Origin of the sequence: Stenotrophomonas sp. BIGb0135 (assembly GCF_024810105.1) — a bacterium.
In the GTDB taxonomy this organism is placed as follows: domain Bacteria; phylum Pseudomonadota; class Gammaproteobacteria; order Xanthomonadales; family Xanthomonadaceae; genus Stenotrophomonas; species Stenotrophomonas maltophilia_AB.
This window is the reverse complement of record NZ_JANUDX010000011.1, coordinates 79,579-93,867: the sequence shown is the minus strand read 5'-3', so window position 1 is coordinate 93,867 and position 14,289 is coordinate 79,579. Positions and strand designations below refer to the sequence as shown.

The window sequence follows — 14,289 nt, the reverse complement described above, 5'->3', positions numbered from 1 at the left end:
GGAGCCCCCGTTCCGAGATCTGCTCCAGGGGATGGGAGAGATCCACAACAGGCGTTGCGCCTGTCGAGGTCTATAAAAGCACCTCGAACATTGACACTTCGTGAAGGGGCCCAATTAATGAAAGCGCCACAGGGGAAACATTCATCCGACAGTCAGTTAATCGACCGCCAATGAACCAATTCAGCCATTTCCCCGTGATTTCCGTCTCAATGCGCTTCATCCCAGTTGTCGCCAACGCCCGCATCGACCACCAGCGGCACCCGCAACTGGACCGATGACGACATCAGCTCGACCACATTCAAACGCAAGGTATCGAGAAACTCGCTTTCGGTTTCAAATACCAGTTCATCGTGCACCTGCAGGATCATCCGGGCCTGCCCGGCCTGGCCCTGCAGCCAGTCGTCCACCTTGACCATGGCGCGCTTGATGATGTCCGCCGCGGTGCCCTGCATCGGGGCGTTGATCGCGGCGCGCTCCGCGCCGGCCCGCAGGCCCTGGTTGCGGGCGTGAATGTCGTTCAGGTACAGACGGCGGCCCTCCAGCGTCTCCACATAGCCCTGGTCGCGCGCCTGCTGGCGCATGCGCTCCATGAAGTCGCGCACGCCCGGGTAGCGGCTGAAGTACAGCGCCACGTAGTCCTGGGCCTGGCCGCGGTCGATGCCCAGGTTGCGGGCCAGGCCGAACGCGCTCATGCCGTACATCAGGCCGAAGTTGATCGCCTTGGCGGCGCGACGTTCGTTGGGGGTGACCTCGTCCAGTGCCCGCCCGAAGACCTCGGCGGCGGTGGCGCGGTGCACGTCCACGCCCTGCTCGAAGGCACGTACCAGGCCCGGGTCCTCGGACAGGTGGGCCATGATCCGCAGCTCGATCTGCGAGTAGTCGCAGGCCAGGATCTTGCGCCCCGGCGGGGCCACGAAGGCGCGGCGGATGCGGCGGCCGTCCTCGGTGCGGATCGGGATGTTCTGCAGGTTCGGGTCGGAGGAGGACAGCCGGCCGGTGGCCGCGCCGGACTGGTGGTAGCTGGTGTGGACCCGGCCGGTGTCCGGGTTGACCATCTCCGGCAGCTTGTCGGTGTAGGTGCTGCGCAGCTTGGCCAGGCCGCGGTACTCCAGGATCACCCGCGGCAGCTCGTGCTGCTCGGCAATCGCCTCCAGCGCCTCTTCATTCGTGCTGGGCTGGCCCTTGGGGGTCTTCACCAGTGCCGGCAGCTTCAGCTCGTCGAACAGCACCGCCTGCAACTGCTTGGGCGAATCCAGGTTGAAGGTGTGCCCGGCCAGCTCGGTGGCCTTCTGCTGGGCCGCCAGCATGCGCACGCTCAGGTCCTGGCTCTGCCGGCGCAGCTCGGCCATGTCGATGTGCACGCCGTTGGCCTCGATCCGGGCCAGCACCGGCACCAGCGGCATCTCGATGCCGCGGTATACGCCATCCAGCGCCGGGATCGCCAGCAGCTGGGGCTGCAGCACCCGGTGCAGGCGCAAGGTGATGTCGGCATCTTCGGCGGCGTAGCGGGCCGCCTCGTCCAGGCCCACCTGCGAGAACGGGATCTGCTTGGCGCCCTTGCCGGCCACGTCCTCGAACTTGATCGTGGTGTACCCCAGGTAGCGCATCGCCAGCGAATCCATGTCGTGGCGGGTGGCGGTGGAGTTGAGCACGAAGCTCTCGAGCATGGTGTCGTCGTGGTAGCCCTGCACGTCCACGCCATGCCGGCGCAGCACGTGCAGGTCGTACTTGCCGTGCTGGCCGAGCTTCTTCCTGGCCGGGTTCTCCAGCACCGGGCGCAGCGCGTCCAGCACCTGCGCGCGCGGCAGCTGCGCCGGCGCGCCGGGATAGTCGTGGCCGACCGGGATATAGGCCGCCCTGCCCGGCTCGACCGCCAGGCTGATGCCCACCAGGTTGGCGCGCATCGCGTCCAGCGCATCGGTTTCGGTGTCGAAGGCGATCAGCTCGGCCGCTTCGGCGCGCTCCACCCAGGCCGACAGCTGCTCGGTGGTCAGCACGATCTCGTAGTCACCCGGCGCGGAGAGTGCCGGATCGAGCGGCGCCGGGGCCTCGGCCAGGGCGCTGCGGGCGTAGCCGGCCGCGGTGCCACGCAGGCTCACCGTGGCGTCGCTGGCAGCCACCGCCGCCGCTGCCGGGCCACCCAGCTCCTTCAGCGCCTGGGTGAAGCCGTAGCGCAGGTACAGCTCGCCCAGCACGGGCACGTCGGGGTCGCGCAGGGCCAGCGTGCGCGGGCTGGCGTCCAGCGGCACGTCGGTGCGGATGGTCACCAGCTCGCGGTTGAGCGGCAGGCGCTCCAGCGCGGCGCGCAGGTTCTCGCCGATCTTGCCCTTCATGCCGGGCGCGGCGGCCATCACCCCGTCCAGGTGCTGGTACTCGGCCAGCCACTTGGCGGCCGTCTTGGGCCCGCACTTCTCCACGCCGGGCACGTTGTCCACCGCATCGCCCATCAGCGCCAGCAGGTCGACGATCTGGTCGGCGCGCACGCCGAACTTGTCCATCACCGCCGCATCCGAATCCATCCGGCTGCCGCTCATGGTGTTGACCAGTTCGATGCCCGGGCGCACCAGCTGCGCGAAGTCCTTGTCGCCGGTGGAGATGGTGACGTGCAGGCCGTCCTGGTGGCCCTGCAGCGCCAGCGTGCCGATCACATCATCGGCTTCCACGCCGGGAATGCGCAGGATGCTCAGGCCAAGCGCCTCGACGATGCGGCACATCGGCTCGATCTGCGGGCGCAGGTCGTCGGGCATCGGCGGGCGGTTGGCCTTGTAATCGGCATACAGGTCGTCGCGGAAGGTCTTGCCGGGCGCATCGACCACGAACGCCACGTATTCCGGGCGCTCCTTCAGGGTGGCGCGCAGCATGTTGACCACGCCGAACAACGCGCCGGTGGGTTCACCGTGGGCATTGGTCAGCGGCGGAAGCGCGTGGAACGCGCGGTACAGGTAACTGGACCCGTCAATCAGGACTAATCGGCTCATGCGACGATTCTACGCGCCCGGCCCGGCGCGCCCTAGGCACGCGGCTCACGGTACGTGGGGCATAATCGGGCTCCCCTCGCCCTAGGACCTCGGCCCATGAGAACCCTGTTGCTGGTTGGCCTGCTCGCACTGGCCGGTTGCGCCACCTCCGGCGGCATGCCCCCGGTGGATGTCAGCGGCGCCGATGTCACGAACAAGACCCTGGCCAATGGCGATACGATCGACGAATACCGGGTCGGTGGCCAGCTGCGCATGGTCAAGGTGACCCCGGCGCAGGGTGCGCCGTACTACATGTACGACCGCAACGGCGATGGCCGCATGGACAGCGACAAGGACGGCGTCTCGCCGGTGTACTGGAAGCTCTACAGCTGGTGACCGCCGCCGCCGCGCTGCCCCTGCCTGCGGTGCTGGAACGCCGCTTGCAGGCGCAGCTGTCTCCCCTGCCGCTTCGTTGTACCGGATGAATACACCCGAACGCCGCCAGCCCCCCGATCCCGTCCAGCTGCGGGCCGGACTCACCGCCGAGCAACGCCAGGCGGTGGAGACGCTGGAACATTTTGGCTGGCAGCTGCGCTTCGTGCGCCGCCCGCTGTTCCGCGACCCGATCCCGGTGCTGTTCGACCGCGCCGGCGAACGCTACGTGGTGCTGCAGCCCGACGGCAGCCTGGATGAGTCGCAGACGCTGAAGCTGCGCGACTGAACCGAACGCGCCGCCGTCGAGGCGGCCCCGCGCCAGGCAGTGCCGGTCGTCAGCGGATCACCAGCACCGGCACGGTGCTGCGGGCCAGCACCTCGGCGGTCTGGCTGCCCAGCAATACGCGGGTGACGCCACGGCGGCCGTGCGAGGTCATCACGATGAGGTCGCTGCTGCGCTCGGTGGCGGTATCGATGATGCCGTCGGCGGCGTAGCGGTCCAGCACGTGGACGACGTTGGCGCGAAGGCCCTGGGCCTCGGCGGTGGCCTTGGCCGGCGCCAGCAGCTTCTGCGCGGTCTCTTCGCGGTCGGCCTTGTACTCGGGGCTGTTCATGTAGCCCACGCTCCAGCCCATCGCGTCGTACATGCCCACCGCCCACGGCTCGGACACCGTCACGATATCGACCTCGGCATCCAGGTCCCTGGCCAGTTCAAGCCCCTTGAGCAGCCCTTTTTCGGACAGCTCCGACCCGTCGGTGGCAATCAGGATTCGCTTGTACATGGCACGGCTCCATCCAGGGGAAAGGGGATGGCTACCATTGCACACCCCCTGTGGACGCCACGCCTTGAGCCGGATCAATCGCGCGGCGGTACGGCCCGGGCCGGGTTGCCGACCACCGTCGCGCCAGCCGGCACGTCGCGGGTGACCACGCTGCCGGCGCCGACCACCGCCCCGTCGCCGATGCTGACCCCGGGCAGCACGATGGCGCCGCCGCCGATCCAGACATTGCGGCCGATCCGCACCGGCCGGGCCAGTTCCAGCCCGCTCGCCCGGGCCTGCGGGTCACGGGGATGGTCGGCCGCGTAGATCTGCACGGCCGGGCCGATCTGGGTGCCCTCGCCGATGCTGACCTCGGCCACGTCGAGGATCACGCAGTTGTAGTTGAGGAAGACGCCGGCGCCCAGGCGGATGTGGCTGCCGTAGTCGCAATGGAACGGCGGGCGGATCACCGCGCCATCGCCGACCTCGCCCAGTCGCTCGCGCAGCAGCTCGCGGCGCCCCGACGGCGATTCGGCCAGGGCGGCGTTGTAACGCACCATCCAGTGCTTGGCCGCGGCCATCGCGGCCTGCAGTTCCGGGTCGCCCGGCCGGTACGGCTGGCCGGACAGCATCTTTTCCTTTTCGCTCAGCGCCATGGTCGATCCTTGCTTCGGGCTGCTGATGATGCCGTGTTCGGCCCGCGCGGGGTGCGCCCCGCGACGCGCGTTCAGCGTAGTGACCGGGGCCACCGCGGCAGACGCGTGGCGGCCAGTGCCGATGCCGCCAGTCCCGCGGCGGTCGCCCAGAACGGCCAGGACCCCAGCAGTGCGCCCAGGCCGTCGGGGCGGGGTTCGCAGCGCAGCCGCACCAGGTCCAGCCCGCCACCGCCCTGCAGGCAGCTGTACGCATGCTCGAACAGGGCCAGCACCGGCGCCGCCCAGCCCGCCGACAGCGTCAGCGCGACAAGAACAGCCAGCAGGTACGGAATTCCCTTGTTCATTTGCGCGCTCCCAGCGGACAGCGCCAGACTCTGGGCGCCGGGCCGCGGCCCCACAAGCGGCACGCGACGAATCCCGGCAAATCCGGGATGAGTGCCGGGTCGGAGCCGACGAGTCGCGGCGGTGGTGGCCGCCGGCACCGGCGATGCGCTGTCCTACCGTCCGTCGGCGCGTGACTTCCGGCAGTCACCGCCGCCTGACCGGCCCCGTACGGTGGCGGCAACCGGTCCTTCCCACCGGTACCCGGAGCGGCGCGATGGCAATGCAGCAGCGGACCGGCCGCCTGGCCGGCGCGGTGTATCTGGTGGTGATCGCCACCGGCATCTTCAGCCTGGCCTACGTGCCCTCCCGGATCAGCGTCGGCGACGATCCCGCCGCCACCCTGGCCAACGTGACCGCGCAGGCCGGCCTGTTCCGCGCCGGCATCGCCGCCTTCGCCCTGGAGCAGATCGCCTTCCTGTTGTTGCCGCTGCTGCTGTACCGCGTGTTCGCCGCCGCGCATCGGCCGGCCGCCACGCTGATGGTGGCACTGGCGGTCACGGGTGTACCGATCGCGCTGGCCGCGCTGGCCCATCGCCTGGACGCGGTGAACCTGCTCACCGACCCGGCGCTGGCGAGGGTGCTGGCGGCGGGGCAGCTGCAGATGCTGGCGATGGCCGCATTGAAAAGCTGGAGCAGCCAGATCTTCCTGGCCAGTATGTTCTGGGGCCTGTGGCTGCTGCCGTTCGGCTGGCTGGTGTGGCGTACGCGCGCCATCCCGCGCGCGCTCGGCGTGCTGCTGATGCTCGGCGGCGTCGGCTACCTGCTCAATGTGTTTGGCGAGCTGCTGATCCCCGGCTATGCCGCGACGGTGCTCTCCGACTACGCCACGCTGCCGGCCTCGCTCGGCGAGATCGGCAGCGGCCTGTGGCTGGCCCTGTTCGGGGCACGGGCCAGCATGGCCGGCCCGCCGCCGCCCGCATCCCACTTTCCCGACGAGAACGGCCATGAGCACATCCGCGTTGCATGACATACCGGTCCACGTGCGTTTCAAGCTGTCGGCGCTGTGGACCGCGCTGATGTTCTGCTACATCTACGGCGACTACTTCGGCCTGTACGTGCCAGGCAAGTTGCAGGGCATGATCAACGGCACCGGCCCGGTCGGACCGGTCAGCGAAGGCACGCTGGTGGGCACGGCCGTCATGCTGGCGATCCCGGCACTGATGGTGCTGCTGTCGCTGGTGGCGCCGGCGTCGCTGGCGCGCTGGCTCAACATCGGCTTCGGCCTGGTGTACGCGGCCATCATGCTGTTGACGATGCCCGGCGCATGGTGGTTCTACCTCACCCTGGGGGTGATCGAGATTGCGCTGTCGCTGGCCACCGTGGTGGTGGCGTGGCGATGGCCGCGCAGGGAGGTGGCGCGCGCGGTCAACGACTGACCGTCACCCGCCACCCGCCGTCGTGCGGCTGCCAGTCGAACTCGACCGGCAGGAATTTTTCGATCAGGCGTGCGTTGCTGGCCAGGTGCGCGCTGATCGCCCGGGTGGTGAAGGCGCCGGCGCCGGCCAGCGCCATCGGCAACAGCAGCTGGTCGGACAGGTACTCACCGACGCAGCCGCTACCCTGCAGGTACTGGCGCACCTGCCCGGCCAGGCGCGCGCCGACCTGCTCGGCCGACACGCCGCGCTCGCCGTGGCCGCTGAAGACCTCCACATGCTCGGCATGGCGCACATGCACCAGCGCCACGTTGCCCGGGCCCAATGCCGGGCGCACCGCGTGCACGTGGCGCGGATGCGGGTCCACGCCGAGTTTTTCGGCCAGCACCTGCAGCTCGCGCAGGCCGATGTCGCCGGGCAGCCCGGACATCAGCACCTTGGCCTCCATCGAAGCCAGCGCGCCGCGCGCGTCGAACACGCGCGGCTGCAGCGCCGCGCACGGCGCCACCTCGACCTGCATGACGCCGCCGCCGGCCGGGTGGAAGCCATGCTGCTGCAGCTGCAGCGACGCCTGCACGCCCATCTTCGCCAAGGCCGGCAGGTAGGCGTCGGCGATGAAATCCGCGCTGGGTGCCAGGGGGTTGTGGGTGCCGCCTTCCAGCCGCAGCCGCGACGGCGCATCGGCCTGCCACAGTGCCGGGAGCACGGTCTGCAGCACCAGCGTGGCCGAGCCGGCGCTGCCGGTAGCGAACTGGTACTCGCCCGCGCACACCGGGCCCGGCTCGAAGCGCAGTGCGGTGGCACCGAGCTCCGCACCGTGCGTGCAGGCGCTGCCCACCCGCGCGGCCGCGTTGACCGCGGTGAGGTGCTGGCGCATCAGGCCGGGACGACGGCGCCTGGCGCGGATGTCCTGGATGGTGAAGCCGATGCCGGTGCACAGGCTCAGCGTCAGCGCCGAGCGCAGCAGCTGGCCGCCGCCCTGGCTGCCGTCGATCTCGATCATGTCCATGTGTGTGTTCCTCCTGCGCGCGGCGCAGTGTACGCCGCGCGCGATTGCCCTAGCCCTTGACGCATACCACCTGGCGCAGCGTGTGCATGATCTCCACCAGGTCGCGCTGTGCCGCCATCACCGCCTCGATCGGCTTGTAGGCGGCCGGCGACTCGTCGACCACCTCCACGTCCTTGCGGCATTCGACGTGCGCCGTGGCCTTGGCGTGGTCGTCCACGCTGATCAGCTTGCGCGCCTGGGTACGGCTCATCACGCGGCCGGCGCCGTGGCTGCAGCTGTTGAAGCTTTCCTCGTTGCCGAGCCCGCGCACGATGAAGCTCTTGGCCCCCATGCTGCCGGGGATGATACCCAGCTCGCCCTTGCGTGCGCTCACCGCGCCCTTGCGGGTGACCATGACGTCCTTGCCGTAGTGGTGCTCGCGGCTGACATAGTTGTGGTGGCAGTTGACCGCCTCGGCCTGCGCCTCGAACGGCTTGCTGATGACCGTGCGCACCGCGGCCACCACGTTGCGCATCATGATCTCGCGGTTCATCCGCGCGAAGCGCTGCGCCCAGTCGACCGCGAACACGTAGTCGCCGTAATGCGTGCTGCCTTCGGGCAGGTAGGCCAGGTCCTGGTCGGGCAGGTTGATCATCCAGCGACGCATCTCCTGCTTGGCCAGCTCGATGAAGTACGTGCCGATCGCATTGCCTACGCCACGCGAACCGGAGTGGAGCATGAACCACACGCGCTGCTCCTGGTCCAGGCAGATCTCCACGAAGTGGTTGCCGGTGCCGAGCGTGCCGAGGTGCTTGAGATTGTTGGTGTTCTTCAGCTTGGGGTGGCGCTCGCAGATCAGCGCAAAGTCCTCCACCAGCTGGGTCCAGCCCTCGACGGCCAGTTCCGGCGGCGTCTCCCAGCTGCCCTTGTCGCGGCCACGGCCGACAGTGCGCCCGTGCGGCACGGCGCGCTCGATCGCGCTGCGCACTGCCGAGAGGTTGTCGGGCAGGTCGCTGGCAGTGAGCGTGGTGCGGGTGGCGATCATGCCGCAGCCGATATCCACGCCGACCGCGGCCGGGATGATCGCACCGATGGTCGGCACCACCGAGCCGATGGTCGCGCCCTTGCCGAGGTGGACGTCGGGCATGACCGCGATCCAGCGGTGGATGAAGGGCAGCTGCGCGATGTTCTGCAGCTGCGCGCGGGCGGCGTCTTCCAACGCCACGCCACGGGTCCACAGCTTGATCGGGGCCGCGCCCGGCTGCTGGATGACGTCGTAGTTGTTGCTCATGTCCGTATTCCTTGTGCGATGTCCTGGGGGAAGCAGTGCGTGCAACGCCCGGTCCGGCCCGGCTGGCCCCATTGCCAGCCGGGCAGTGCCGCGTGCCGCATCCCTGCGGCTGCACCGTCTGCAGCGACCCGGCCGTGGTGGCCTTCGTCGCGTCCTGCAGGGGGTAGAGCAATCGGCGTGCCAACTTATTGCTGCTGGCTCCATGTCATTGATTTAATAATGATTATCTTCATTCACCGGCAGGCACCGGCCCGCTTGTCCTCGGTTTTATATATATTCAAAGCGCGCCTTTTATAGGAATGGATATGGCAAAGCGACAGGTGGTGTTCGGCATGCTCGGCACCCAGCTCGACGCGGGCAGCGGCCCCGGCCGCTGGCAGAAATGGCGGCCCACGGTGGCGCTTGGCATGCACGAGGACTTCGTACCCGACCGTGTCGAGCTGCTGCTGGACGAGCGTCGCTTCGGCAAGCTGGCCGCGCAGGTGCGTGAGGACCTGGCACTGACCGCGCCGGAAATGGCCGTGCACGTGCACGACACCTACATGGCCGATCCCTGGGAGTTCGAGGGGGTGTATGCGTGCCTGCATGACTTCCTGGCCGGCTATGCGTTCCAGCCGGACGAGGAGGACTATTACATCCACATCACCACCGGCACCCATGTCAGCCAGATCTGCTGGTTCCTGCTGGCCGAGAGCCGGCACTTCCCCGGCCGGCTGCTGCAGACCTCGCCCCCGCGCAAACAGAATGCGGGGGCAGCAGGCACGTACGCGGTGATCGACCTCGACCTGTCGCGCTACGACCACATCGCCCAGCGCTTCGCCCGGCAACAGCTGCTGGACCGCGACCTGTTGAAGGGCGGCATCGCCACCCGCAATGGTGCGTTCAACCGGATGATCGAGCAGATCGAGACCGTGGCCACCCGTTCGCGCGCGCCGATGCTGCTGATGGGCCCCACCGGCGCCGGCAAGAGCCAGCTGGCCAAGCGCGTCTTCGCGCTGAAGAAGCTCAAGCACCAGTTGCCGGGCCGCTTCGTCGAGGTGAACTGCGCCACCCTGCGCGGCGATGGGGCGATGAGCACGCTGTTCGGCCATACCAAGGGCGCCTACACCGGAGCCTCGGCCGACCGCGCCGGGCTGCTGCGCTCGGCCGACAAGGGCCTGCTGTTCCTGGATGAAATCGGCGAGCTCGGGCAGGACGAGCAGGCCATGCTGCTGCGTGCACTGGAAGAGAAGTGTTTCCTGCCGGTGGGCAGCGACCGCGAGGTGGAGAGCGATTTCCAGCTGATCGCCGGCACCAATCGCGACCTGCAGGCGGCGGTGCGCCAGGGGCGCTTCCGCGAGGACCTGCTGGCCCGGCTCAACCTGTGGACCTACGCGTTGCCCGGCCTGGCCCAGCGCAGCGAGGACATCGAGCCGAACCTGGAGTTCGAGCTGGAGCGATGGTCGCGCGAACAGCACGAACGCGTGCGCTTCAACGTCGAGGCCAGGACGCGCTACCTGGCCTTCGCCACCAGCGCCGAAGCGACCTGGCGCGGCAACTTCCGCGACCTGGGCGCATCACTGATGCGGCTGGCGACGCTGGCCACGGCCGGTCGCATCCAGATCGAGGGCGTGGAAGAGGAAATCACCCGGCTGCGCGCGCAGTGGCACGACGGCACGACCGCCTCGCCGCTGGATGCGCTGCTGGGCGAGGCCGTCAACGGGCTGGACCGCTTTGACCGGGTGCAGCTGGAGGACGTGGTGCGTGTGTGCGCCCGCTCGGCGTCGCTGTCGGCGGCCGGGCGCGAACTGTTCGCGGTGTCGCGCGCGCAGCGGGCCAGCACCAATGATGCCGACCGGCTGCGCAAGTACCTGGCGAAGTTCGGGCTGGACTGGGAACAGGTGCGTGGGGCGGCGCGGGCGGTCGATACGGCGTGAGCGTTGCGGGGCTTCGGACGGCAGCCGACCAACGGTCGGCTCTACCCGGATCCGGCCCACCGTAGAGCCGACCGTTGGTCGGCTGCACGCACCCCCCGCCCACCATAGAGCCGACCGTTGCTCGGCTGCGCGCACACCCGCCCCGCCGTAGAGCCGACCGTCGGTCGGCTGCACGCACACCCCGCCCACCGTAGAGCCGACCGTTGGTCGGCTGCGCGCACACCCGCCCCACCGTAGATCCAACCGTTGCTCGGCTGCACGCACACCCGCCCCACCGTAGAGCCGACCGTCGGTCGGCTGCACGCCGATCAGGCGACCTTCACCACGCGCGCGCCCTGGCACAGCGGATAGGTAGCCACCAGGTCGGCAATACGCTCGCGCAGGGTCTCGAACGACACGCCGTACAGGTACAGCGCGGTTTCAGTCGGCCCCTGCCACCAGCTGCAGATTTCGCCCACCCCGTCGATGCGCTCGACGATCTGCTCGAACACATAATTCGAGTCGCACTGCTCGTAGACCTCATCGGGCAGGTCGGTGCCGTTGAGGTACAGCGCCAGGCCTTCGGTGACACCGAACGCCTGGTCGGGCTCGCCTGCGCGCTGGATCAGCGATCCCTTCGGCGCGCCCAGTTGTTCCAGCAGTTCGACCACCGCCGGCAGCGAGGCCGCGTCGTTCAGCGCGATCTCGATGTCGCCGTACTCCACTTCACCGTCGTCGGACAGCGCGGTGCCGCCGCCGGTAAGCTGGCCCAGCCCGGCGCTTTCCAGCAAGGCGTCGAGCGGGTCCTCGAACAGCTCGTGGCGGTGCTCCGGCTGGAGTTTCGCGTTCAACTTGACGGTGATGTGCAGCGGCGAATCGGTCATGGGGCGGTCTGCGCTAGCGGAATACCGGCCATTGTAGAGCCGAGCCATGCTCGGCTGCTGTGCGCGCTGCGATCGGCACGTTCGGACTGCGCTCAATGTTACGCAGCCGAGCATGGCTCGGCTCTACCTGCGCGGGTGCCATCGGCGCGTTGGGGCTGTGCTCGCTGTTGTGGAGCCGAGCATGGCTCGGCTCTACCGTGCGTGGTGCCATCGGCACGTTTGGGCTGCGGTTGCTGTTGTGTAGCCGAGCATGGCTCGGCTCTACCTCGCGCGGGTGCCATCGGCGCGTTGGGGCTGCGATCGCTGTTGTGTAGCCGAGCATGGCTCGGCTCTACCTTGTGGGGTGCCATCGGTACGTTCGGGCTGCGCTTCCTGTTGTGGAGCCGAGCATGGCTCGGCTCTACCGCGGGTGGGCGTGGCGCGTCGTCCGTGGCGCGCCAGCGTCAGATCACGGTCAGGTTGGCGTACGCCATCACCAGCCACTTGCTGCCGGCATCGGCGAACTCGACCTGCACGCGGGCGTGCTGCCCGTTGCCCTCGTAGTCGGTGACCATGCCTTCGCCGAACTTGGGATGGTTGACCATCGCGCCCAGCTTCAGCGGCGGTGCTTCCAGCGCGGCGTGGCCCATCACCCGGTTGGCGCCGAGCGAGGCTGTGCGCGAGACCTGCACCTTGGGGCGCACTTCGTTGAGCAGCTCGCGCGGGATCTCGCGCAGGAAGCGCGAGGGCACGTTGTAGTTTTCCTGGCCGTGGATGCGCCGCGATTCGGCGTAGCTGAGCACCAGCTTCTGGCGCGCGCGGGTGATGCCCACGTAGGCCAGGCGGCGCTCCTCTTCCAGCCGGCCGCTCTCTTCCAGCGAGCGGGCGCTCGGGAACAGGCCGTCTTCCATGCCGGCCAGGAACACGATGGGGAATTCCAGGCCCTTGGCCGAGTGCAGCGTCATCAACTGCACGCCTTCCTCGCCCGCCTGGGCCTGGCCTTCACCGGCCTCCAGCGACGCGTAGGACAGGAACGCGACCAGCTCGCTCATGGTCTCGCCGGTCTCTTCGACGTCGTCCTCGCGGCGCACGAAGCGCGAAGCCACCGAGACCAGTTCGTCCAGGTTGTCCGCGCGCGACTCCGAATCCAGCGCGTTGCGGCTTTCCTTGGACCAGTGTTCGCGCAGGCCAGAGCGCAGCAGCACGTGGTCGATGCGCTCGGCCAGGGTCATCTCGCCGGCTTCGCCGTGCAGCTGGTTGACCAAGGTCAGGAACCCGGCCAGCGCATTGCGCGCACGCGCAGCCAGTTCGTTGCCCTGGGTGGTCAGCATGGTGGCCTCCCACAGCGAGATCGCGTGGGTGCGGGCCAGCCGGCGCACTTCGTCCAGCGTGCGGTCGCCGATGCCACGCGTGGGCGTGTTGACCGCGCGCTCGAAGGCGGCGTCATCGTTGCGGTTGGTCATCAACCGCAGGTAGGCCAGCGCGTCCTTGATTTCCGCCCGCTCGAAGAAGCGCATGCCGCCATACACGCGGTACGGCACCTGCTCGGAGATCAGCGCTTCTTCAAAGGCGCGCGACTGTGCGTTGCTGCGGTAGAGCACCGCGGCATCGCCGTAGCTGCCGCCATCGCGCACCCACTGGCGCGCGCGCTCGACCACGTAACGCGCCTCGTCCATTTCGTTGTAGGCCGCGTACAGGTCGATCGGGTCGCCGTCGCCGCTGTCGGTCCACAGTTCCTTGCCGATGCGGTCCGGGTTGTGCGCGATCACCGCGTTGGCCGCGCCGAGGATGTTGGCGCTGGAGCGATAGTTCTGCTCCAGGCGCACGGTCTGCGCGCCGGGGAAATCCTTCAAAAAGCGCTGCACGTTCTCGACCTTGGCGCCGCGCCAGCCATAGATGGCCTGGTCGTCGTCGCCGACCACGAACACGTGCCCGCTGTCGCCGGCCAGCACGCGCACGAAGGCGTACTGGATGGCGTTGGTGTCCTGGAACTCGTCCACCAGGATCTCGCGGAAACGCGAGCGGTAGTGCGCCAGCAGCGCCGGGTTGTCGCGCAGCAGTTCATGCGCGCGCAGCAGCAGCTCGGCGAAGTCGACCAGGCCGGCGCGGTCGCAGCGCTCCTGGTAGGCGATGTAGGCCTGGCGCATGGTTTCCAGCCACGCGTCATGCGGCTCGGGCTGGATGTGCTGGGGACGGCGGCCTTCGTCCTTCTGCTCGTTGATCCACCAGGCGATCTGCTTGGGCGGGTGCTTGCTGTCGTCGATCTCCAGCTGCTGCACCACGCGCTTGACCAGGCGCAGCTGGTCGTCCGAGTCGAGCACCTGGAAGCTGTCGGGCAGCTTGGCATCCTGGTAGTGCAGGCGCAGCAGGCGGTGGGCCAGGCCGTGGAAGGTGCCGATCCACGCGCCGCGGCTGCCCTGCGGCAGCTGCAGGTCGATGCGGTGGCGCATCTCGCCGGCGGCCTTGTTGGTGAAGGTGACCGCAAAAATGCCATGGGTGGGCACGCCGCAGACTTCATTCAGCCAGGCGATGCGGTGGATAAGCACGCGGGTCTTGCCGGAACCGGCACCGGCAAGCACCAGATGGTGGCCGGGCGGGGCGGACACAGCTTCGCGCTGGGCGGGGTTGAGCCCGTCGAGCAAATGGGAGACATCCATGGGCTCATTTTACCCCGTGCGGGGCGATC

The 14,289-nt window shown here is 68.8% G+C and carries 13 protein-coding genes; 5 read left to right on the top strand and 8 right to left on the bottom strand.

The features are described 5' to 3' along the window. Window positions 1-206 precede the first annotated feature (206 nt). On the bottom strand, window positions 207-2,978 hold the full coding sequence (gene polA / locus M2421_RS18245; protein ID WP_259209461.1) for a DNA polymerase I: 2,772 nt from the start codon (window positions 2,976-2,978) through the stop codon (window positions 207-209). A 96-nt stretch (window positions 2,979-3,074) separates the two neighbouring features. Between polA and M2421_RS18240 the strand changes: the two genes are divergently transcribed. After that, window positions 3,075-3,353, top strand: coding sequence for a DUF2782 domain-containing protein (locus tag M2421_RS18240; protein ID WP_259209459.1), 279 nt, complete (start codon window positions 3,075-3,077; stop codon window positions 3,351-3,353). 85 nt (window positions 3,354-3,438) lie between these two features. Further along, a complete protein-coding gene (locus M2421_RS18235) occupies window positions 3,439-3,678 on the top strand; it encodes a hypothetical protein (RefSeq protein ID WP_259209456.1) in 240 nt (79 codons plus the stop codon). 49 nt (window positions 3,679-3,727) lie between these two features. On the opposite strand, the gene M2421_RS18230 is transcribed toward M2421_RS18235, so the two are convergent. The 3 genes from M2421_RS18230 to M2421_RS18220 all read right to left on the bottom strand — a co-directional run bounded on the left by M2421_RS18230 (window position 3,728) and on the right by M2421_RS18220 (window position 5,153). Further along, window positions 3,728-4,174 (bottom strand): universal stress protein, encoded by a 447-nt coding sequence (locus M2421_RS18230; RefSeq protein ID WP_259209455.1) that lies wholly within the window; start codon window positions 4,172-4,174, stop codon window positions 3,728-3,730. A 74-nt stretch (window positions 4,175-4,248) separates the two neighbouring features. Further along, window positions 4,249-4,809 carry a sugar O-acetyltransferase gene (locus M2421_RS18225; protein ID WP_259209452.1) on the bottom strand — a complete coding sequence of 187 codons (561 nt, stop codon included), beginning with the start codon at window positions 4,807-4,809 and terminating at the stop codon, window positions 4,249-4,251. 71 nt (window positions 4,810-4,880) lie between these two features. Beyond that, window positions 4,881-5,153, bottom strand: a complete 273-nt coding sequence (locus tag M2421_RS18220) for a hypothetical protein (RefSeq protein WP_259209451.1) — start codon at window positions 5,151-5,153, stop codon at window positions 4,881-4,883. 254 nt (window positions 5,154-5,407) lie between these two features. Between M2421_RS18220 and M2421_RS18215 the strand changes: the two genes are divergently transcribed. Both M2421_RS18215 and M2421_RS18210 read left to right on the top strand, forming a co-directional pair. After that, a complete protein-coding gene (locus M2421_RS18215) occupies window positions 5,408-6,160 on the top strand; it encodes a DUF4386 domain-containing protein (RefSeq protein ID WP_259209450.1) in 753 nt (250 codons plus the stop codon). After that, the gene (locus M2421_RS18210; RefSeq protein ID WP_259209448.1) at window positions 6,138-6,569 is read left to right on the top strand and encodes a DUF6326 family protein; all 432 of its coding nucleotides are present in this window, start codon (window positions 6,138-6,140) and stop codon (window positions 6,567-6,569) included. The genes M2421_RS18215 and M2421_RS18210 overlap by 23 nt, the downstream gene beginning before the upstream one ends. Here M2421_RS18210 and rtcA read toward each other — a convergent pair. Further along, the gene (rtcA, locus tag M2421_RS18205; RefSeq protein WP_259209439.1) at window positions 6,559-7,575 is read right to left on the bottom strand and encodes an RNA 3'-terminal phosphate cyclase; all 1,017 of its coding nucleotides are present in this window, start codon (window positions 7,573-7,575) and stop codon (window positions 6,559-6,561) included. The genes M2421_RS18210 and rtcA overlap by 11 nt on opposite strands. A 49-nt stretch (window positions 7,576-7,624) precedes the next feature. Beyond that, complete coding sequence (locus tag M2421_RS18200) at window positions 7,625-8,845, bottom strand: RtcB family protein (RefSeq protein WP_259209435.1); 1,221 nt, start codon at window positions 8,843-8,845, stop codon at window positions 7,625-7,627. 305 nt (window positions 8,846-9,150) lie between these two features. Between M2421_RS18200 and rtcR the strand changes: the two genes are divergently transcribed. After that, window positions 9,151-10,761, top strand: a complete 1,611-nt coding sequence (gene rtcR / locus M2421_RS18195) for an RNA repair transcriptional activator RtcR (protein ID WP_259209433.1) — start codon at window positions 9,151-9,153, stop codon at window positions 10,759-10,761. A 308-nt stretch (window positions 10,762-11,069) separates the two neighbouring features. Here rtcR and M2421_RS18190 read toward each other — a convergent pair whose 3' ends face one another. Both M2421_RS18190 and uvrD read right to left on the bottom strand, forming a co-directional pair. Then, complete coding sequence (locus M2421_RS18190; RefSeq protein ID WP_259209432.1) at window positions 11,070-11,624, bottom strand: hypothetical protein; 555 nt, start codon at window positions 11,622-11,624, stop codon at window positions 11,070-11,072. A 443-nt stretch (window positions 11,625-12,067) separates the two neighbouring features. After that, window positions 12,068-14,260 (bottom strand): DNA helicase II, encoded by a 2,193-nt coding sequence (gene uvrD / locus M2421_RS18185; RefSeq protein WP_259209430.1) that lies wholly within the window; start codon window positions 14,258-14,260, stop codon window positions 12,068-12,070. Window positions 14,261-14,289: the final 29 nt, after the last annotated feature.

Excerpts from the sequence above, each read along its gene's own strand:
- M2421_RS18200 (WP_259209435.1), bottom strand. The coding sequence starts at position 8,845 with ATGAGCAACAACTACGACGTCATCCAGCAGCCGGGCGCGGCCCCGATC.
- M2421_RS18225 (WP_259209452.1), bottom strand. The coding sequence starts at position 4,809 with ATGGCGCTGAGCGAAAAGGAAAAGATGCTGTCCGGCCAGCCGTACCGG.
- M2421_RS18240 (WP_259209459.1), top strand. The coding sequence starts at position 3,075 with ATGAGAACCCTGTTGCTGGTTGGCCTGCTCGCACTGGCCGGTTGCGCC.
- rtcR (WP_259209433.1), top strand. The coding sequence starts at position 9,151 with ATGGCAAAGCGACAGGTGGTGTTCGGCATGCTCGGCACCCAGCTCGAC.
- rtcA (WP_259209439.1), bottom strand. The coding sequence starts at position 7,575 with ATGGACATGATCGAGATCGACGGCAGCCAGGGCGGCGGCCAGCTGCTG.
- polA (WP_259209461.1), bottom strand. The coding sequence starts at position 2,978 with ATGAGCCGATTAGTCCTGATTGACGGGTCCAGTTACCTGTACCGCGCG.
- M2421_RS18215 (WP_259209450.1), top strand. The coding sequence starts at position 5,408 with ATGGCAATGCAGCAGCGGACCGGCCGCCTGGCCGGCGCGGTGTATCTG.
- uvrD (WP_259209430.1), bottom strand. The coding sequence starts at position 14,260 with ATGGATGTCTCCCATTTGCTCGACGGGCTCAACCCCGCCCAGCGCGAA.
- M2421_RS18220 (WP_259209451.1), bottom strand. The coding sequence starts at position 5,153 with ATGAACAAGGGAATTCCGTACCTGCTGGCTGTTCTTGTCGCGCTGACG.
- M2421_RS18230 (WP_259209455.1), bottom strand. The coding sequence starts at position 4,174 with ATGTACAAGCGAATCCTGATTGCCACCGACGGGTCGGAGCTGTCCGAA.
- M2421_RS18210 (WP_259209448.1), top strand. The coding sequence starts at position 6,138 with ATGAGCACATCCGCGTTGCATGACATACCGGTCCACGTGCGTTTCAAG.
- M2421_RS18235 (WP_259209456.1), top strand. The coding sequence starts at position 3,439 with ATGAATACACCCGAACGCCGCCAGCCCCCCGATCCCGTCCAGCTGCGG.
- M2421_RS18190 (WP_259209432.1), bottom strand. The coding sequence starts at position 11,624 with ATGACCGATTCGCCGCTGCACATCACCGTCAAGTTGAACGCGAAACTC.